The sequence below is a fragment of the Pseudomonas syringae pv. cilantro genome, assembly GCF_001293775.1.
Taxonomy (GTDB): Bacteria; Pseudomonadota; Gammaproteobacteria; order Pseudomonadales; family Pseudomonadaceae; genus Aquipseudomonas; species Aquipseudomonas syringae_P.
Window position 1 is genome coordinate 17,028 of the sequence record NZ_LGLN01000099.1, and the last position, 19,002, is coordinate 36,029.

Annotated in this window: 15 protein-coding genes and 1 pseudogene; all 16 read left to right on the top strand. The window is 60.2% G+C overall.

Going from position 1 to position 19,002, the window contains the following annotated elements; all coding sequences use genetic code 11:
- Positions 1 to 262: 262 nt before the first annotated feature.
- Positions 263 to 1,636 (top strand): diaminobutyrate--2-oxoglutarate transaminase, encoded by a 1,374-nt coding sequence (locus ABJ99_RS25605; RefSeq protein ID WP_054088162.1) that lies wholly within the window; start codon positions 263 to 265, stop codon positions 1,634 to 1,636.
- A 217-nt stretch (positions 1,637 to 1,853) separates the two neighbouring features.
- The gene (locus ABJ99_RS25610) at positions 1,854 to 3,638 is read left to right on the top strand and encodes an IucA/IucC family protein (RefSeq protein ID WP_054088163.1); all 1,785 of its coding nucleotides are present in this window, start codon (positions 1,854 to 1,856) and stop codon (positions 3,636 to 3,638) included.
- A complete protein-coding gene (locus ABJ99_RS25615) occupies positions 3,631 to 4,839 on the top strand; it encodes a type III PLP-dependent enzyme (RefSeq protein WP_054088164.1) in 1,209 nt (402 codons plus the stop codon). The genes ABJ99_RS25610 and ABJ99_RS25615 overlap by 8 nt, the downstream gene beginning before the upstream one ends.
- Positions 4,836 to 6,242 carry a DHA2 family efflux MFS transporter permease subunit gene (locus ABJ99_RS25620; RefSeq protein WP_054088165.1) on the top strand — a complete coding sequence of 469 codons (1,407 nt, stop codon included), beginning with the start codon at positions 4,836 to 4,838 and terminating at the stop codon, positions 6,240 to 6,242. The genes ABJ99_RS25615 and ABJ99_RS25620 overlap by 4 nt, the downstream gene beginning before the upstream one ends.
- Before the next feature lie 21 nt (positions 6,243 to 6,263).
- Positions 6,264 to 8,117, top strand: a complete 1,854-nt coding sequence (locus ABJ99_RS25625) for an IucA/IucC family protein (protein WP_054088166.1) — start codon at positions 6,264 to 6,266, stop codon at positions 8,115 to 8,117.
- On the top strand, positions 8,117 to 8,875 hold the full coding sequence (locus ABJ99_RS25630; protein WP_054088167.1) for an HpcH/HpaI aldolase family protein: 759 nt from the start codon (positions 8,117 to 8,119) through the stop codon (positions 8,873 to 8,875). Before ABJ99_RS25625 ends, ABJ99_RS25630 begins: the two co-directional genes overlap by 1 nt.
- Positions 8,876 to 8,894: 19 nt before the next feature.
- A complete protein-coding gene (locus ABJ99_RS25635; protein ID WP_054088168.1) occupies positions 8,895 to 10,778 on the top strand; it encodes an IucA/IucC family protein in 1,884 nt (627 codons plus the stop codon).
- Complete coding sequence (locus ABJ99_RS25640) at positions 10,768 to 11,688, top strand: ABC transporter substrate-binding protein (protein WP_054088169.1); 921 nt, start codon at positions 10,768 to 10,770, stop codon at positions 11,686 to 11,688. Before ABJ99_RS25635 ends, ABJ99_RS25640 begins: the two co-directional genes overlap by 11 nt.
- Entirely contained in the window at positions 11,685 to 12,674 is a 990-nt protein-coding gene (locus ABJ99_RS25645) for a FecCD family ABC transporter permease (RefSeq protein WP_054088170.1), read from the top strand. The genes ABJ99_RS25640 and ABJ99_RS25645 overlap by 4 nt, the downstream gene beginning before the upstream one ends.
- Positions 12,667 to 13,698 (top strand): FecCD family ABC transporter permease, encoded by a 1,032-nt coding sequence (locus tag ABJ99_RS25650; RefSeq protein WP_054088171.1) that lies wholly within the window; start codon positions 12,667 to 12,669, stop codon positions 13,696 to 13,698. Before ABJ99_RS25645 ends, ABJ99_RS25650 begins: the two co-directional genes overlap by 8 nt.
- A gap of 10 nt (positions 13,699 to 13,708) precedes the next feature.
- Positions 13,709 to 14,500, top strand: a complete 792-nt coding sequence (locus ABJ99_RS25655; RefSeq protein ID WP_054088172.1) for an ABC transporter ATP-binding protein — start codon at positions 13,709 to 13,711, stop codon at positions 14,498 to 14,500.
- Positions 14,497 to 15,276: an IucA/IucC family C-terminal-domain containing protein gene (locus ABJ99_RS25660; RefSeq protein ID WP_054088173.1), complete on the top strand. Its 780-nt coding sequence runs from the start codon at positions 14,497 to 14,499 to the stop codon at positions 15,274 to 15,276. Before ABJ99_RS25655 ends, ABJ99_RS25660 begins: the two co-directional genes overlap by 4 nt.
- Positions 15,273 to 15,896, top strand: coding sequence for an RraA family protein (locus ABJ99_RS25665; RefSeq protein ID WP_080378334.1), 624 nt, complete (start codon positions 15,273 to 15,275; stop codon positions 15,894 to 15,896). The genes ABJ99_RS25660 and ABJ99_RS25665 overlap by 4 nt, the downstream gene beginning before the upstream one ends.
- 82 nt (positions 15,897 to 15,978) lie before the next feature.
- Entirely contained in the window at positions 15,979 to 16,980 is a 1,002-nt protein-coding gene (locus ABJ99_RS25670; RefSeq protein WP_054088175.1) for a hypothetical protein, read from the top strand.
- An 82-nt stretch (positions 16,981 to 17,062) separates the two neighbouring features.
- Positions 17,063 to 17,134, top strand: a pseudogene (locus tag ABJ99_RS27950) (methyl-accepting chemotaxis protein); the annotation flags it as partial.
- Positions 17,135 to 17,453: 319 nt separating this feature from the next.
- Complete coding sequence (locus ABJ99_RS25675) at positions 17,454 to 18,935, top strand: putative bifunctional diguanylate cyclase/phosphodiesterase (RefSeq protein ID WP_054088283.1); 1,482 nt, start codon at positions 17,454 to 17,456, stop codon at positions 18,933 to 18,935.
- The last annotated feature ends 67 nt before the right edge of the window (positions 18,936 to 19,002 follow it).

The following is a 19,002-nucleotide window of genomic DNA, read 5'->3' on the forward strand; positions in this document are numbered from 1 at the left end:
CCTGTGTATCTGAATAGCTGACTATCTGAATAACTACGCACTGCGCCGCTTGATAAAAAGTCGCGTCAGAAGCCGTTGCATACATTAAAGCGCCCATTTAGATAATGGGACTTTGCGAAACTCCAATAAAATATTGGAGCCTTATCGTGCCTGTACACTTATAGATTTCTTATCTTGTTTTCATGTTTTTTTTCGACATAACAGGTTGCACTTTCAGCTAAATGATAATAGTTTGCATCTCGAACTCAGCGAGGGTTAAAAGATGTTGAATGATGGCTTATTGCACTCTACTACGTCGCAGAAAACCAATGCCAATTATCTGGACAGGCAAAGCAAGTTTGAATCCAATGTAAGAAGTTACCCACGAAAGTTGCCACTGGCGATTGCCAAAGCTCATGGCGTCTGGGTAACGGACGTTGAAGGGACTACTTATCTCGACTGTCTGGCTGGTGCTGGCACGCTGGCATTGGGTCATAACCATGAAGCGATCATGGCCAGCCTCGACAGTTTTCTGACCTCGGGCATGCCGATGCATACCCTGGACCTGACCACCGCCGTCAAGGATGCCTTCAGTGAAACCCTGCTGGGCCTGTTACCGGGGCAAGGGCGCGATTACTGCCTGCAATTCTGCGGCCCGTCCGGTGCCGATGCGGTCGAGGCCGCAATCAAACTGGCCAAGACTGCCACCGGCCGTCATAACATCATCAGCTTCTCCGGCGCATACCACGGCATGACCCACGGCGCGTTGGCGTTGACTGGCAACACGGCGCCGAAAGATGCCGTCGCCAATCTGATGCCCGGCGTGCAGTTCCTGCCATACCCGCACGAATACCGTTGCCCGCTGGGCATTGGCGGCGAGGCTGGAATCGAAGCGCTGAGTTATTACTTCACCCAGTTCATCGAAGACGTCGAAAGCGGCGTGTCGCTGCCGGCGGCGGTTATTCTCGAGGCTGTGCAGGGCGAGGGTGGCGTCAACCCCGCGCCAGCCGCGTGGCTGCAGCAGATTCGCGAAGTGACCCGCAAGCACGGCATCCTGCTGATTCTCGATGAAGTGCAGGCCGGCTTTGGCCGCACCGGCAAGATGTTTGCCTTCGAGCACGCTGGCATCGAACCCGACGTCATCGTCATGTCCAAGGCGGTCGGTGGTGGCCTGCCGCTGGCGGTGCTCGGCTTCAAACGCGAGTTCGACGCCTGGTCGCCGGGCAATCATGCCGGCACCTTCCGTGGCAATCAGATGGCGATGGCCACCGGTCTTGCCACCCTTGAGGTTCTGCAACGCCAGAACCTGCCCGCCCAGGCTGCCAAGCGCGGGCAATGGCTCAGGGAACAACTCGGACTTTTGCAGCAGCGCTATCCGGCGATGGGGCACGTGCGTGGACGCGGGCTGATGCTGGGCATCGAAATTGTCGACGAGCGCAAGACAGCAGACCGCCTCGGCAGCTTCCCGACCGACCCGGAGCTGGCGGTGGTCATTCAACAGCACTGCTTCAAACAGGGACTGTTGCTTGAGCGCGGTGGCCGCAACGGTAATGTGATCCGACTGTTACCGCCGCTGATCATCACTGAGGAACAATGCCAATTGGTCATTCAACGATTTGAAGAAGCACTCAAAGCCGCGTTGATTCAATTGCGTTGATTCAATTACCTGGATAAGCGCACCACCGCGTGATCAGGAAAGCGGAATTCAATCAGAACTTTCGATGAACAGACAGCGCAACCGAGCCAAGGGCTTATCGGCAACTTTTTGTCCGGCAACGCCCGCAGAACGTTTGGCTGTTATGTGGCAGACATTGAAATCAGTGCCTGTTACCGCGCCATTAAAACAGTAAGCGTACAGCGACTGTGGAGCAGACATGACTAATACCGATCGCACCGTTTTATCCAACATGGTGAGCGAGCTGGCGACGACACGTGCCTTACTCAATTGCCTGATCAAGGAATTCGCCCTGCCTGAAAACTGCCTCCACTACACGTGGCCGCGAGACACGCAGGGCATTGCGCCAGGCAGTTTTGTCGACGGCGGACACTGGAAAGGCATTCCACTGACCATCAGCCTGCCCAATCAACAGCAGTTCTTTGTGCTGGTGGATCGCCAGGACCGCCTGGGCAGTCACCGCTATCTCTCCGATGTCTACGCTCGCCATGGTCAGGGCACGTGGCGTTGCCTGGCGTTTCCGGAGTTTGCCCGGCAGTTGCTGACGGCGTGTGAGCACATGACCCGCGCCGGCAACGACGAATTGCTTGATCAGGTGCTGCAAAGCCAGCACCTGACCGCTGCCATCGTCGCGCACAACATGACCGGTCAGCACCCGGCACCGCTGAGCGGCTATCTGGCCAGCGAGCAGGGCTTGTGGTTCGGCCACCCCAACCACCCGGCGCCCAAGGCGCGCCTGTGGCCTGCGCACCTGGCTCAGGAAACCTACGCGCCGGAGTTTCAGGCGCAGACCGCGCTGCACCTGTTTGAAGTGCCGCTGGAGGGACTGCGCATCACTGCCAATGGTTTGAGCGAAGCAGAGGTGATGGCCGGCTTTGCCGATCAGTCTCGGGCTCGACCTGGGTACGCGTTGATCTGCATGCACCCCGTGCAGGCGCAGTTGTTCATGCAGGACCGCCGCGTGCAGCGCCTGCTCGAACTGGGCGAAATCGCAGACCTGGGCGCAAGCGGCCTGCTCGCCAGCCCGACGGCGTCGATGCGCACCTGGTACATCGAAGGGCACGACTACTTCATCAAGGGCTCGCTGAATGTGCGCATTACCAACTGCGTCAGGAAGAACGCCTGGTATGAGCTGGAAAGCACGTTGATCATCGACGACCTGTTTCAGCGCTTGCAGCAGAACTGCCCGGAGACGCTCGGCGGCCTGTCGACGGTTTCCGAACCCGGCTCGATGAGCTGGGCCCCCAAAGGCGCCAGTGAGGCGGACGGCCACTGGTTTCGCGAGCAGACCGGCGCGATTCTGCGGGAAAACTTCTGCCGTCGTTCCGGCGCTGATTGCAGCGTGATGGCAGGCACCCTGTTCGCACGTGATTTACGTTCAAAACCGCTGGTGCACGATTTCCTTCAGCGTTTCAAAGGCAGCGAGCTGGAAGACGACGACCTGATCAACTGGTTCGACGCGTATCAGGCCTTGCTGCTGCGCCCGGTCATGGCGCTGTTCTTCAATCATGGTGTTGTGATGGAACCGCACCTGCAAAACGCCGTGCTGATTCACGATAACGGCCAGCCGCAGCAGTTGCTGTTGCGTGACTTCGAAGGCGTCAAGCTGACCGAAGAGCTGGGCATCAAGGCGATTCAGGTCGGCCTGCACCCGCGGATTCGCCAATCGTTGCTCTACACCCGCGAGCAAGGCTGGAACCGCATCACCTACTGCCTGCTGATCAACAACCTGTCTGAGGCCGTGCTGGCTCTAAGCTGGGAGCGGCCGCATCTGGCACCGTTGATGTGGCAAAAGGTCGAGCAGCAGTTGCAGCGCATCCGCGATGAACTGGTGCTGCCTGCGCCGGAGCTGGACGCCCTGATTGCCGGCCATTCGATTGCCTGCAAGACCAACCTCAAGGTGCGTCTGGCCGCCAAGGCCGACCGTGAGGCCAATTATGTGCGCCTGGCGTCACCGTGGAGCACGGAGGCGCGTTATGCATAAGGTGCCGGAGACCATACTGGCCGCCATCCACGAGGCCCGCGCGCTTGAAAGCGATCCGCTGGCCGCGTTCATCTACGATCTGGATGCGCTGCAGCAGCATGTCAGCGAAGTCATGGCAGCGCTGCCCGCTGGCGTGGAGTTGTATTACGCGATCAAGGCCAACAGCGAAGCCCTGATGCTGGAAACCCTGGCGCCGCTGGTCAGCGGGTTCGAAATCTCCTCAGGCGGCGAGATCGCGCGGGTCATGGCCTGTCCGACGCGCAAGCCGTATGTGTTTTCCGGCCCCGGCAAACTCGACTCGGACCTGCGCTCGGCGCTGCTCAACAAGGTCGAAGCCGTTCACCTGGAAAGCCTCAACGAAATCCAGCGTCTGCAACATCTGGCTGAAGCAGCAGGGCGCGTGCAACCGGTGTTCATCCGCATCAATCCACAGTTGCCGGCAGAGCAATCGAGCAAGCTGGCGATGGCCGGCACCGCGACCCCGTTCGGTATCGACGAGGCGGATCTGGCCGACGCCGTGCGCCTTGTGGACAGCGCCACGCACCTGACGCTCAAAGGGTTCCATGTGCACGCCATGTCGCACCAGATGTCGGTGGAGCGTCACGAGCAGCTACTGGATTTCTACCTGCAACGCTGGCAGGCCTGGAAAGCGCTGGCCCGTTACCCTGAGCAACTGACCCATTTCAACGTTGGCGGTGGCATCGGCGTCGATTACCTGAACAATCCGCAATTCGACTGGCAGCGCCTGTGTCGCTACCTGGAAAAACGCTTGGGCGAGCAGCCAGACGCGCCAATCCTGCGTTTCGAGCCGGGACGTTTCATCAGCGCCTATTGCGGCTATTACGTCATCGAGGTGCTGGACCGAAAAACCAGCCACGGCGAGCACTTTCTGGTCTGCCGGGGCGGTACGCACCAGTTCCGCCTGCCGGTCGCGCAGAGCCATAATCATCCGGTTATCCACCTGCCGGGGGGACGACCGGCCGCCGCGTCGCCTGAACAGGCGTACACCGTTGTCGGCCAGTTGTGTACACCCAAGGATGTGCTCAGCAGACGCCAGCCCCTCAAGAACGTGAGCATCGGTGACCTGCTGGTCCTGCCAATGGCGGGTGCTTATGGTTACAACATCTCGCACGCCGACTTTCTGTGCCATCCCAGACCGGCACAGCACTTCGTGCGCAACGGCGAACGGGTCAGCCAATGAGTGTGAATGTTCCGCGCAGTTGGGTGGTGATCAACGTGCTGCTCGGTACGCTGACGGTCAGCCTGAGCAACAGTTCGCTCAACCCGGCGCTGCCGACGTTCATGGAGGCGTTCCAGATCGGCCCGTTGCTGGCCACCTGGATCGTTGCAGGCTTCATGACCAGCATGGGCATGACCATGCCGCTGACCAGCTTTCTCAGCCAGCGAATCGGCCGCAAACGCCTGTACCTGTGGGGTGTGGCGCTGTTCGTCGGCGGCTCGTTGCTGGGCGCGCTGGCCAGTTCCATTGCCTTGGTGATCACTGCGCGGGTAGTGCAGGGCGTGGCCAGCGGGCTGATGATTCCGCTGTCGCTGGCAATCATCTTTTCTGTGTATGAAAAGCACGAACGGGGCAGGGTGACCGGGTTGTGGAGCGCAGCGGTAATGCTCGCTCCGGCGCTGGGCCCGCTGTGCGGCAGCCTGTTGCTGGAGTGGTTCAGCTGGCGATCGCTGTTCCTCATGAACGTACCCATCGGCTTGCTCGCGTTGCTGCTGGGTATCGGCGTGCTGCCGGACTCGGAACCTGCCGAGCGCAAGCCGTTCGACTTGGTCGGCTACCTGCTGATTGCGTCGGGCATTGGCCTGCTGATGATCGCCATCAGCCGCCTGCATCACGCCGAAGCGCTGCTCGATCCGCTCAATCAGGCCATGGTGGTAGTCGCCGTGGCCTGCCTGATCGCTTTTGTGCGGGTGGAACTGCGCCGTGAAGCACCGCTGCTCAATCTGCGCCTGTTCAACCTGCGCGGTTACCGGTTGAGCGTGATCATCGCCGTGGTGCAATCGGTGGGTATGTTCGAGTGCCTGGTGCTGCTGCCGCTGCTGGTGCAGACCGTACTCGGCTACAACCCGATCTGGACCGGCCTGGCACTGCTGTGTACCGCAGCGTTCGCCAGCCTGTTCGGGCAGTGGGGCGGCAAGGCGCTGGACCGTCACGGCCCGCGCACCGTGGTCGCCATCGGTCTGTTGCTGACCGGTTTTTCGACCCTGGCACTGGGCATGCTCAACGCCCATGCGCCGATTGGCGTGGTGTTCGTACTGATGATGGTGCGTGGCGCGGGCCTCGGGCTTTCCTACATGCCGGTCACCACCGCGGGACTGAATGCCTTGCCCGAACCGATGGTCACGCAGGGCGCGGCGATGAACAACATCTCGCGCCGTCTGGTCGCGTCGCTGGCGATAGTCATAGCCTCGCTGTGGCTGGAATTCCGGCTAAACACCGCAGGACCGCTTGCCACTCCGTCGGCCATCAGCGAAGTGTTCATCGTCACCGGCGTGCTGATCCTGCTGGCGCTGCCCTGTGCGTGGCGCTTCCCCCTTAATGACGAACGCGCCGGGGCTCAGCCCGACGCGGTCGAACCCCGATAATTTTCCGTTCGAGGTATGAACATGGCGACTCCTTTACCGCTGCAACGTCACGCTGCTTCACCCACAACGGCCACCGGTGACTGGCTGGCTGCTATCGACATCGCGCGTTACGAAAAAGTACAGCGCCGGGTCATCGGGCAACTGCTGCAAACCCTGCTGTACGAAGCCGCGCTGCCTTACCGTTGTGAACCACTGGGCGAGCATCAGCATCGTTTCAGCGTGCCGCTGGGTGACGGCGTGGAGTACCGCTGCAACGGCCTGCTCAGTACCAGTTTCGAGCTGATCCGTCTGGATCACGCCAGCCTTGAACGCATCGACAGCGCAGGCCAGCGCTCGACGCCAGACCTGCATCTGGCCCTGACCGAACTGCTCGCGCCGTTCAAGGACAGCCCGCACCTGGCGCGCTTCCTTCAGGAAATCGAACAAACCCAGCTCAAGGACCTGCAAGCGCGCAATCAGGGTTATCAACCCGCCATGCCAGCCCACGAACTGGACGTGGATGCGCTGGAACAGCATTTCATGGACGCCCACAGCTACCACCCATGCTACAAGTCACGAATCGGCTTTTCCCTAGCTGATAACCGCCATTACGGGCCAGAGTTTGCCACGCCCTTCGCGGTGGTCTGGCTGGCAGTTGCCAGGTCAAGCGCTTCGGTGGGGCACTCGCGCAGCATGGATGTGCAGGCGTTCATTCGCGAGGAACTTGGCGCACAACGCTGGCAGGAATTTGTCAGCACCCTGGCTGCACGAGGCAAATCCATCGACGACTATCAATTGATGCCGGTGCACCCGTGGCAGTGGGACAACGTCACGGTGTCGACTTTCTACCCGGAGCTGGCCAGCGGCGAACTGGTCTATCTGGGCACCTCGGCTGATCTGTACAAGGCGCAACAATCGATCCGCACACTGGCCAACGCCAGCCAGCCGCAGCGACCTTACGCCAAGCTGGCGATGAGCATGACCAACACCTCCAGCACGCGGATTCTGGCGCGGCATACGGTGCTCAACGGCCCGATCATCACCGACTGGCTGCACCAGCTGATCGCCACCGACAGCACCGCCAAAGCGCTGGACTTCGTGATTCTCGGCGAGGTGGCGGGGGTCAGTTACGACTACCGTCACCTGCCCGAATCCCGTTCGGCACAGACCTACGGCACGCTGGGCGCAATCTGGCGCGAAAGCCTGCATCAGTACCTCAAGGACGATGAGCAGGCGGTGCCGTTCAATGGCCTGAGCCACGTGGAAAATCGTTACGGGGACGGCGAGCAGGCACCGTTCATCGACGCCTGGATCGGTCAGTACGGCCTCAAGGAGTGGACCCGCCAGTTGTTACACGTCACCGTGCCACCGATCATTCATATGCTCTACGCCGAAGGCATCGGCATGGAGTCCCACGGCCAGAACATCGTGCTGATCGTCAAACAGGGCTGGCCACAGCGCATTGCGCTCAAGGACTTCCATGACGGCGTGCGTTACTCGCCCGCGCACCTGGGGCGTCCCGAGCTATGCCCGGAGCTGGTGCCGCTGCCTGAAAGCCACGCGAAGCTCAACCGCAACTCGTTCATCATCACCGATGACGTCAACGCCGTGCGTGATTTTTCCTGTGACTGCTTCTTCTTCATCTGCCTGGCGGAAATGGCGATTTTCCTGCGTCAGCAGTATCAGCTGGACGAAGCGCTGTTCTGGCAGATGACCGCTGAGGTGATCCTCGACTATCAGCAGGCGCATCCGCAGCACCGCGACCGTTTCGGGCTGTTCGACGTGTTCGCGCCGACGTACGAAGTGGAAGAGCTGACCAAGCGCCGCCTGCTGGGTGACGGCGAACGGCGCTTCCGTTCGGTGCCCAACCCGCTGCACGCCTACAGGCCGCAATGATGCTGAGGACCAACACACTCAAGAGCAAACTCAGCGGCGGGCAGCCGGTGTACGGGCTGATCAGTTCGATTCCGGCCCCGGCCGCCATCGAGCTGATCGCCGAGGCCGGGTTCGATTTCGTGATCATCGACATGGAACACGTGCTGATCAACCCGGAAACCGTGGAAAACATGATCCGTGTGGCGGAAAGCTATGGCCTGACGCCGCTGGTGCGGGTCGCCGATCTCAACCCGAAAACCCTGCTGCGCCTGCTTGATGGTGGCGCTCAGGGCATCGTTTTGCCGATGATCGAGTGCCCTGAACAACTGGCAGACGCCATTGCCGCCTGCAAGTACCACCCGCTGGGCCGCCGCAGCCTGAATGCCGGTCGGCCCGGCTCGTTCGGCAAGCACAGCCTGGCGCAGTACGTTGAGGCCGCCAACCAGCAAATCATGGTCGTGGCGATGATCGAAAGCGCCGAGGGTGTGCGCCGCGCTGCCGAGATCGCCGCTGTGGCAGGGCTGGACATGATTCTCGAAGGCGCGGCCGATCTGTCGCAATCGCTGGGCATGCCGTGGCAGATCGACCAGCCCGAGGTGCAACAAGCCTTGTCCGACACCTGGCAGGCTGCGCAGGCCGCAGGCGTTGCCTATTGCACCATCCCCCGGCAACCCGGCGATGCCGCCCGTTGGCAGGCGCGCGGGGTCAACGCTTTTGTTCTCGGGGATGAGCGCGGTATCGCTTTTCGTGCGCTGCAGGCCCGTTTGAACCACATTTGAGCAGAAGGAAAATAACCCGATGAACTTTACTTCACTCGCCGCTGAGCTGGTCATGCAGGATCTGGTCGATTGCCTGCTCGCTGAAGACTTTTTTGGTCATCAGCCCTTGAGCCTGCAAGACACCGCCCACTGGCAAGCACGGCATCCGCAGGCACCGCAACTGGCGGAGCAGAGCCCCGCGCAGCAGGTCTGGGAATGGTGCTGCGATGCCTCGGAGCAGCGCTTCATCAGTATCGCGTTGCGCCCCGGCATCACCCAGCAATGGGAAAAAGTGCCCGAAACGCCGGTGCTGGGCCGCCAGGACGAGCGCTGGGCGCAGTTGTCCCCGGAGGATTTCATGAAGTGGGTGTTTGCCGGCAAGGCAACTCAGCTTCAGGGCAGCGAGCGCCAGGAAAACGAAAAAGGTATCGCGCTGTTTCTCGATGTTCTGCGCATCAGTGTCTGGCAGACCGCGCTGTCGCTGGATCACAAGGTCGACCATCAACACCTGATGGCCCAGGACGGTGCCACGTTCTTCCGCACCATGGAACAATGGGCGTCGCTGCGTGATCGCCCTTATCACCCGCTGGCCAAGGCCAAGCAGGGTTTGAACGAGCAGGAATATCGGCAGTATCAGGCCGAATTTGCCCAGCCGGTGGCGCTGAACTGGGTCGCCGTCAACAAGACCCTTCTGCAATGCGGGGGCGGCGTAGGGGACGTGAATGTTTCTTTCCCGGCGCGTTACCTGCTGCCGCACAACCTTCAAGCCGATCTCGATCAGGAGCTGCAACAGCGCGGCATTGCCGACAGCCACGTGGCGCTGCCGGTCCATCCCTGGCAGTTCGAGCACGTGCTGGACGTGCAACTGGGCGACGTGTTCGCCAAGGGCGATTGCCAGCGCCTGACATTCAGCGCGGCCACGGTGTATGCCACCTCGTCGCTGCGTTCGATGACGCCGTGCTTCAACAGCGCCGACTACCTCAAGCTGCCGATGGCGATCCATTCCCTCGGTGCGTCGCGTTACCTGCCTGCGGTGAAGATGATCAACGGCGAGCTGAGCGAGAAACTGCTGCGCGAAGTGGTAGGCAAAGACCCGACCCTTAGCCGCTCGCTGCACCTGTGCGACGAGGGCAAATGGTGGGCGTTCATGCCGCCGCAGGCCACGCTGTTTGACGAAGCGCCACGGCACCTGTCGGCGATGGTGCGCCAGTACCCTTCGGCTTTGCTGGATGATCCGGACTGCCGTCTGCTGCCGATGGCTGCACTGGGTACGCCGTTGCCGGGCAGTAATCGGCATTTCTTCGATGAATGGATGGAGTACCGCGACCTGCCGCGCAATCAGGCTTCGGTGCTGACTTTGTTCCGTGAGCTGAGCCACAGCTTCTTCGATATCAACCTGCGCATGTTACGTCTCGGCATGCTCGGTGAGGTACACGGTCAGAATGCGGTCATGGTCTGGAAAGCCGGTCAGGCGCAAGGGCTGCTGCTGCGTGACCACGACTCGCTGCGTATATTCGTGCCGTGGCTGGAACGCAATGGCATGAGCGATCCGGAATATCGAATCAAGAAAGGTCATGCCAATACCCTTTATCATGACCGCCCTGAAGACCTGCTGTTCTGGCTGCAGACCCTGGGTATTCAGGTCAACGTGCGGGCAATCATGGACACGCTGGCCCAGGTTTACGAGGTGCCGGTCACAGCGTTGTGGACTGTGCTGCGCGATGTTCTGGATAATCTCATCACCACCATCGAATTCGACGACGAGGTACGTGCCATGATCCGGCATCAACTGTTCGACGCTCCAAACTGGCCACAAAAGCTGCTGCTCACGCCGATGATCGAGCGCGCCGGCGGGCCGGGCAGCATGCCGTTCGGCAAAGGCCAGGTGGTCAACCCGTTCCACAGGTTGCGCCGTGACACCTGACCGAACCCTGCAGCCTTCACGGCGCAGCGTGTTGCGCCTGTCGCTGGGGTTACTGGCGCTGCCCGGCATTGTCCGGGCGGCGTCATTGCGCTCAGAACCCTTGAGAGTCGTCACCCTGTTTCAGGGCGCATCCGACAGCGCCGTGGCCCTGGGAGTGACGCCGTGCGGTGTGGTCGATTCCTGGAGCGAAAAACCGATGTACCGCTACCTGCGCCCGGCGCTGGCAGCGGTGCCGCATGTAGGCCTGGAAACCCAGCCGAGTCTGGAAGACATCGTGCTGCTCAAGCCGGACCTGATTGTCGCATCGCGCTTTCGCCATCAGCGCATCGCGCCGCTGCTGGAACAGATCAGCACCGTGCTGATGCTCGAAGAGGTGTTCGAGTTCAAGCGCACGCTGGCGATGATGGGCGCGGCAATCAATCGTCAGCAACAGGCCATGGAGCTGCTCGGCGAATGGCAGCGCCGTGTTACGGAACTGCGCGGTCAGTTGCAGGCGAAATTCGCCGGGCGCTGGCCGATCACGGTGTCAGTGCTCGACATTCGCGAGGACCATATCCGCAGCTATCTGCCTGCCAGCTTCGCCGGCTCGGTGCTTAGCGAGCTGGGCTTTGCCTGGACACCCGCTGCCCGCGAAGCAAGCGGCGTTTCCCTTAAACTCAGCAGTAAAGAGAGCTTGCCTGTGGTCGATGCCGACCTGTTCTTTATCTTTCAGCGTGCGGACAGTAAAGCCGCACAGCAAAACTACGACAAACTGATCCAGCACCCGTTCTGGCAACAATTGCGCGCCCCTCAGGACAAACAGGTCTTTCGCGTCGATGCGGTTGCCTGGAGCCTGTCGGGCGGCATTCTGGGCGCCAACCGCATGCTCGATGAAGTCACCCGCGTGGCGATGACGGACAGCGCCTCATGAGCTTGGCCGTAAAACTGGGGTTGGGCGGGCTGATGCTGTTGGTGTGCATGGGCTTGAGCCTGGCCACCGGAGCCAGCTGGATCTCGCCGTCTGCGATTGTCGCAAGCCTGTGGCAGCCAGACGTGTTGAATCCTGTTCAGCATGTGTTGCTCGACACACGGCTGACGCGCACCCTGATGGCCGTTGCCGTGGGCTCCAGCCTGGCGGTTGCCGGCGCGCTGATGCAGGCCCTGACACGTAACCCGCTGGCCTCGCCGGGGCTGTTCGGCATCAATGCCGGGGCGACATTTGCCATCATTGCCTGTTCGTCGCTGTTTGCCCTGACCTCCATGAGCCAATGGCTGTGGTGCGCCTTTATCGGTGCGGCGGTGGCGGGGACCATTGTCTGGGTGATCGGCAACCGGGGGCAGGGCAGTCTCAATCCGTTACGTATCGTTCTGGCCGGTGCGGCGATCACCGCGTTATTTACCGCTTTCAGCCAGGCGCTGCTGGTGGTCAATCAGGACGGTCTGGACACCGTGCTGTTCTGGCTGGCGGGTTCTCTTTCGGAACGTTATCTGACCACCGCAGCGCCGCTGCTGATCTGCGTCGTGCTCGCCCTGTGCGGATCGCTGCTGCTTGCCGGACAGGTGAACGTGCTCAATACCGGCGAAGCCATCGCCACCGCGCTGGGCCAGCGGACCGGGTTGATTCGCCTGCTGATGAGTCTGGTGATCATCGTTCTGGCTGGTAGCGCCGTGGCGTTGGCGGGCAGCATCGGTTTCATCGGGCTGCTGGTGCCACACATGGTGCGCAAGACGCTGTCCATCGATCATCGCTGGCTGCTGCCTGGCTGCGCGGTGCTGGGCGCGACACTGTTGCTGCTCGCCGATACGCTGGCGCGCGTGCTGATCCTGCCTCAGGAAGTCCCGGTGGGCGTCATGACTGCGCTGTTCGGCGCGCCATTCTTCATTGCACTGGTCCGTCGGGGCGCGCGTTATGGATAAGCACCTGACGTTGCGTTATCGCGGCTTTTCCCGGCAGTTCAGCCTGGCCGTGGTGACGCGCTTGACCGTTGCAGTGGCACTCACAGTGCTGGTGGCACTGGGTTCGCTGGCAGTGGGCAAGATCAATCTGTCACCTGCGACGTTGATGAGCGTGTTTGCCGGTCATGCCGACGCCAGCCTGATATTCATCGTCGAACAACTGCGCATGCCGCGTCTGGCGCTGGCGGCACTGGTGGGCGCGGCATTGGCCGTGTCCGGGCTGATCCTGCAATGCATCATTCGCAACCCGCTGGCCTCGCCGGACCTGCTGGGCATCACCAGCGGGGCCAGCGCGGCAGCGGTGCTGTATCTGTCATTTTTCTCGGCCGCACTGGGCGCGCAGTTTCTGCCGCTGGCGGCCATAACCGGGGCTGGGCTCGCCGCGCTGGTCATCTACCTGCTGGCCTGGAATCAGGGCGCTTCGCCTTTGCGCATGGTGTTGATCGGGGTAGGGGTGTCGGCGCTGCTGGCGGCCGTGACCACCTTCATTCTGGTGTTCAGCCCGCTGACCACCACCTTGTCGGCCTACGTCTGGCTGACCGGGAGCGTGTATGGTGCCAGCTGGCCTGAGCCTCGCGCCTTGGCCGGCTGGCTGTTGCTGACCCTGCCGCTGCTGGTGCTGCTCGCCCGCCAGGTTCGTATGCAACAACTGGATGACAACCTGGCCCAAGGCATTGGCGTGCGCGTGCAATGGCTGCGCGCCGGGTTGTTGCTGGTGAGCGTTGCGCTGGCGGGGCTCGCGATCGCCTGGGGCGGAGCGATTGCCTTTGTCGGGCTGATTGCGCCGCACATCGCCAAGCGCCTGATGCCTCCGGGTTTTACTGGTCAGGCACTGCTGGCCACATTGATCGGCGCCAATCTGGTGATGCTCGCCGATCTGGCCGGCCGTACGCTGTTCCTGCCGCTGGATTTGCCCGCAGGGATTTTTGTCGCGGTGCTGGGCACGCCGTTTTTTCTGTATCTTTTGATCAACCAGCGGCATTAAGGAATTACCTATGGCGTCCATCGCAACCCATGATCTGACCTTGAGTTATCAGCGCCAGGTGATCATCGACAGCCTTGAGCTGCAATTGCCGGAAGGTCAGGTAACCGTGTTGATCGGCAGCAACGGCTGTGGCAAAAGCACCTTGCTCAAGTCGCTGGCGCGTCTGCTCAAGCCACAGCAAGGCACTGTGGTGCTCAATGGCGCGGACATCCATCAGAAATCCACTGCCACGGTGGCCCGTGAACTGGCGATTCTGCCGCAGATGCCCAGCGCTCCGGAAGGCATCAGCGTGCGTCAGCTAGTGGCGCTGGGGCGTTACCCGTATCAGAACTGGATGCAGCAATGGTCCGAGCAGGATGAGGCGATGGTCGAACGCGCTCTGGCGCAGACCGCCATGCAGGACCTCGCCGAGCGCCCGGTGGATGCCTTGTCCGGTGGGCAGCGTCAACGCGCATGGATCGCCATGACCCTGGCGCAGGACACCGACATCGTGTTGCTGGACGAGCCGACGACCTTTCTCGATCTGGCTCATCAGATCGAAGTGCTGGACCTGTTGCGCGACCTGAATCGTCAGGAAGGCAAAACCATCGTCATGGTTTTGCACGACCTGAACCTGGCCTGCCGTTATGCCGATCACATGGTCGCCGTGCACGAGCGCACCGCGTTTGCTCAGGGACGTCCTGCCGACATCCTCAGCGAAGCGCTGGTCAAGCAGGTGTTCGGCCTCAATTGCCGGATCATCGCCGATCCCTTCTTCGGCACGCCGCTGTGCATTCCCTTCGGCCGGGAACTGCCGCAATGAGTGCAACGCAGGCCTTTAGCGAGTCGGAGTGGGCACTGTTATCCGGCGCGCTACAACTCAGACAATCCAATGCTCGCGACCCACGTTCATTACCCGCAAGGGCATTGCTGGACGATCAGGTCTGCGAACAGTTGCTGGCAACCCTGGGGCCTATCATCGGTTCTCCGACATTGGCGATCACCGCATCACTGCTGGCCAAGCGCTTTTCCTTCCTGAGCACGGGCGCTTGCCTGTACGCCATGTCGGTCTACGACAAGGGGTTGATGTTGTCACTGGACAACAGCGTAATCGAATACGCACACGATGATGGCCTTTGGACCTCATCGATGCCGCTGGTGGACGTGACACCTGTGGGCTACACGCCGGGTACGCGGGAGAAATGGCGTGAGCTGATCGTCGCCACCCTGTTTCGCGACCTGCTTCAGCCACTGTGGGAAACCTTCAATCGTGTCACCGGGATCTCCCGACGCATTCTCTGGGAAAACACCGCCGTTCGCGTCTACTCGCTGTACGACAAACGCATGGACAAGGTGGAAGACCCGCTGATTCGTCAGCGTTATGAAACCGATTTCGACTGGCTGCTGAATCACGCAGATCCGGCGCTGTTCGGGCTGAGCTACAACCCCTTGAAACACTTTCGACGTCCGCCGACAGTGCTGGAAACCGAGGGCAAAAGCATCCGCTTTCGTCGCACCTGCTGCTTTTATTACGACGCCAGCAACCCTGTCGAATATTGCTCCACTTGCCCGCTGCTGAGGCCCAAGAAATGTCGATGAACAAACAGATTGCACACCGTCGCCAACAGCTCAGTGACGCCGTCATCGAGCAATTCCGTGGCATCGCTGCGTCCACTATCGGCCACCTGACCGACAGCGGCTACCTGCGCGGCATCAGGCCCTTGTTCGACGGCGCGCGACTGGTCGGCAACGTCGTCACCGTCAAAGTCCACCTGCCCGACGGCAGCATCCTGCGCGACGCACTGCTCAACAGCCTGCCCGGCGACGTGCTGGTGATCGAATGCGTCGGCGACGAGCACTGCGCCTGCTGGGGCGAACTGCGCACCCTGGCCGGCCTCATCAAAGGCCTGGCCGGCGTGGTGGTGTCCGGCGCAGTCACCGACGTCGCCGCCTTGCGCGAACATCGTCTGCCGGTGTTCAGCCGTGGCATCAGCGCCGTCACGACGCGAAGCCTCGGGGAAAGCAGCGAACTGAACGGGCAGGTCAATATCGGTGGGGTTGTTGTGAGTCCGGGCGACATTGCGATTGGTGATGACGATGGGGTTTTTATCTTGAGTCCGCAGCAGGCGAACGAATTGTTGCCTGGGTTGTTGGCGAAGGAGGGGGCGGATAAAGCACGGAGGGAGGAGTTTTTGCGGCGTTTGAATGAGGGGCGTTAGTCGACGTCAATCCAAAACCAAAATGCTACCATCGTTACCGCCAAGGCATTCGCGGGCAGTATTAAAATTCGAGGGATTGGAAATGGGCTGGAAAGGAACGCTACGCTCTCTGGAAGCGTCGGCCAGAAGATCTGAGCGTAATTCACAGCGGCGCCAGCGGGAGTTACAGAAGCGTCAGGCGCAGTACGCCAAAATGGAAGCGCTGGAACAGGCCGCGTATGAGGTCGATGTATACAACAACCAAATCGATGTCCTGCTCTCGGTTCACAAGGCATGCGGAGAAGACATAGATTGGTCGTCTTTCATAAACCGCGTTGAACCCGTTCAGCCCCGGCGGACCAATCTCGCCGAGATTGAAGCGCTCACGCGTGAGCAAACATTCGCTCCTGGTGTTTTCGCAAGGTTGTTCAGGCTTGAGAACAGACAACGAAATAAGCTCAAAGCCTTGGTCGAATCGGCGAAGCTGGCCGACAACGAGCGCTTTGCGCAAGAAACCCAGGATTGGCGAACCGAGCACCGTGACTGGCAACAGGAATACAGTCTTGCAACCAGAATTATCGCGGGCGAAGCACAAGCAAAACTGGATGCCATAAAAAGGCTCGACCCGTTTAGTGATATTTCTCACTTGGGAACATCGATACGGTTTTCTTTCGGGGCGTCGGGTATTATCGAAGCAACGCTGAATGTACATGGCTCGCATGTAGTCCCCTCCGAAACGAAATCGTTGCTGCAAAGTGGCAAGTTGTCTACCAAACAGATGCCGATCAGCAAATACAATGAGCTTCTTCAGGATTATGTCTGCAGTTGTGTGATGCGTGTGGGGCGAGAGCTGTTAGCATTGTTGCCGGATGACATCGTTATTGTCACTGCGGTAGACGCACTTCTGAACCCGGTTACGGGGCATGTGGAAGACCTGCCGGTCCTGAGCGTCGTGTTTTCAGGCCAAACGCTGAGTAGACTGAATGTAGAAGCTATAGACCCATCGGAGGCCATGAAGAATTTCACTCACAACATGGCGTTCAAGAAAACTGTTGGCTTTGCGCCGGTTCAACGGGTCGAGCCGCCGTCGGGGCATCGCATTTAAATAAGCGTCGCTATTGATGTCGGATATTGGACGGACTAAACGCCCCGGCGCGTCCGCCCTGTGCCGATATTTACGCCCCGAGATCGCCGGGCAAACCAATTTGCTCGCCTTGAACGCGGCCATCGAAGCGGCCAGGGCGGGTGAACAGGCGAGACAGTCTGGTTTTTCGGGCTCATCAGAAATTGAACCTCACATGACCTTTCAATGGGCTGTTTCATAACCGTCGTGGAACAGCGACACACAGGTGCAGTGGACAACGCGGGTATTCGGAGACATCTCTCTTAAAGCCTAACGCCTGACTACCGATAACCTGCCTATAGACTTAGCATCCGCAGTCATTCGAGCGTAAATCCATGTCATTCATCCGCAGCCCGCAGATGGTTCGTAAATACCTTTACACCGTGTTGTGGCTTTATTTCTTTTCTATCTTCCTGTTGGCGGTGGTGTGGGAATTCAAGCTTGAATCCGTTGCCATGTACGTCCTGGACTTACCTTATGACCCGGACTTCGAAGACGCCGAGCGCTGGCGGTTCGTATTGACGTCGACCGCTTTTGCGCTGCTGTCGATGGTCGTCCCGTTCATTCTGCTGATGCGCCTTATGCAACGGTTGCAAGGCAGCTATAACGATTTGCTCGCGGCGCAGGCGCTCAGTGACTCTCTGGCCCGTCACGATCCATTGTCCGGGCTGCTCAATCGTCGCGTGTTTCACGAGCAACTGGTTGCGCGCTTGCAGCAAGCCTCGGTGCAGACGGCTGTTTTCCTGATTGACCTGGATAAATTCAAACTGATCAACGACACTCACGGCCATGCGGTGGGCGATGCCGCTATCTGCGCCGTCGCGGAAAGTCTGCGAGAGGCAACAGTGGGCTGGCAGGCCTCAGTGGCGCGGCTGGGAGGAGACGAGTTCGGTCTGGCGGTCAGTGGTGACTTCAGTCAAATCGAACTCGCGACACTGGCGGAAAGTGTCTTGGCCAACATCGCAGCGTCCAGTGCGTGTTTACCGCGCATGACCCTGAGTGCGACCTTGGGCGTTGCCATCTCGCCACTCGACGGCTCCGACGCGGAAGTACTGCTGCAACGTGCTGACAGCGCCATGTATCGCGGTAAGAACAGCGGCCGTGCCACGTTTCATTTCTATGAAGTCAGCTATGAGCGCGAACAACGCCAACAGGCATTATTCGCCCAGGAACTGAGGTACGCCATTGCAGAGAAACATATCCAGCCGTTCTATCAGCCTATCGTCAGTCTTCCCGACCAGCGCCTTGCGGGGTTCGAACTGCTGGCGCGATGGTTGCACCCCGAGCGAGGTATCATCCTGCCGCTCGATTTTATTCCTGTGGCGGAACAGTTGGGGCTGATCAAACAGCTTACTGAAGGTCTGCTACTTCAGGCCTTCGATCAGGCGCGTGACTGGCCGAGCGACTTTACCCTGTCGATCAACGTGACTTCGCTGATGATAGAAAGTCTCGACTTTCCCGACTGGCTGGCGCATCTCGCACGCGAAGGCAACTTTCCGCTGAACCGACTGGAAGTTGAAGTGACAGAGAACGCCCTTGTGGCCAACGTCGACAGTGCGCGCTTGAACCTGGAACGTCTGCGTGCGATGGGGGTGAGTATCGCGCTGGACGACTTCGGTACGGGCTACTCGGGGCTTTACCACCTGACCAAGCTGGCCATCGACAAAATCAAGATCGACCGCTCGTTTTTCGACACCTCGCTGGATAACCAGAATGAGATGGTCAAGGCGATCCTTGCCTTGGGCAAGAGTTTGCGCATGAAGATCACTGCGGAAGGGGTAGAGCACGAGGAGCTGGCAGACTGGCTAGCCGCCCATGAGTGCGATTTTGCTCAGGGTTACCTGTTTGGACGGCCTTTGCCGGTGGCTCAGGTGACGGCGCTGCTGGCAATGAGTGAACTGGCCGGGCCAGTCAGGGCGCAAGCCAACGCTGGATAGCGCAATGATTTCAGGAGACTCTCTTGCAATGTTCCGGGTCGGTATGCGTTTGAGGCGCTCATCCAGA

Bases quoted from the DNA above. Each gene is read 5' to 3' on its own strand.
- ABJ99_RS25620 (WP_054088165.1), top strand. From the start codon at position 4,836: ATGAGTGTGAATGTTCCGCGCAGTTGGGTGGTGATCAACGTGCTGCTC.
- ABJ99_RS25670 (WP_054088175.1), top strand. From the start codon at position 15,979: ATGGGCTGGAAAGGAACGCTACGCTCTCTGGAAGCGTCGGCCAGAAGA.
- ABJ99_RS25660 (WP_054088173.1), top strand. From the start codon at position 14,497: ATGAGTGCAACGCAGGCCTTTAGCGAGTCGGAGTGGGCACTGTTATCC.
- ABJ99_RS25645 (WP_054088170.1), top strand. From the start codon at position 11,685: ATGAGCTTGGCCGTAAAACTGGGGTTGGGCGGGCTGATGCTGTTGGTG.
- ABJ99_RS25625 (WP_054088166.1), top strand. From the start codon at position 6,264: ATGGCGACTCCTTTACCGCTGCAACGTCACGCTGCTTCACCCACAACG.
- ABJ99_RS25635 (WP_054088168.1), top strand. From the start codon at position 8,895: ATGAACTTTACTTCACTCGCCGCTGAGCTGGTCATGCAGGATCTGGTC.
- ABJ99_RS25605 (WP_054088162.1), top strand. From the start codon at position 263: ATGTTGAATGATGGCTTATTGCACTCTACTACGTCGCAGAAAACCAAT.
- ABJ99_RS25655 (WP_054088172.1), top strand. From the start codon at position 13,709: ATGGCGTCCATCGCAACCCATGATCTGACCTTGAGTTATCAGCGCCAG.
- ABJ99_RS25610 (WP_054088163.1), top strand. From the start codon at position 1,854: ATGACTAATACCGATCGCACCGTTTTATCCAACATGGTGAGCGAGCTG.
- ABJ99_RS25630 (WP_054088167.1), top strand. From the start codon at position 8,117: ATGCTGAGGACCAACACACTCAAGAGCAAACTCAGCGGCGGGCAGCCG.
- ABJ99_RS25615 (WP_054088164.1), top strand. From the start codon at position 3,631: ATGCATAAGGTGCCGGAGACCATACTGGCCGCCATCCACGAGGCCCGC.
- ABJ99_RS25665 (WP_080378334.1), top strand. From the start codon at position 15,273: ATGAACAAACAGATTGCACACCGTCGCCAACAGCTCAGTGACGCCGTC.
- ABJ99_RS25675 (WP_054088283.1), top strand. From the start codon at position 17,454: ATGTACGTCCTGGACTTACCTTATGACCCGGACTTCGAAGACGCCGAG.
- ABJ99_RS25650 (WP_054088171.1), top strand. From the start codon at position 12,667: ATGGATAAGCACCTGACGTTGCGTTATCGCGGCTTTTCCCGGCAGTTC.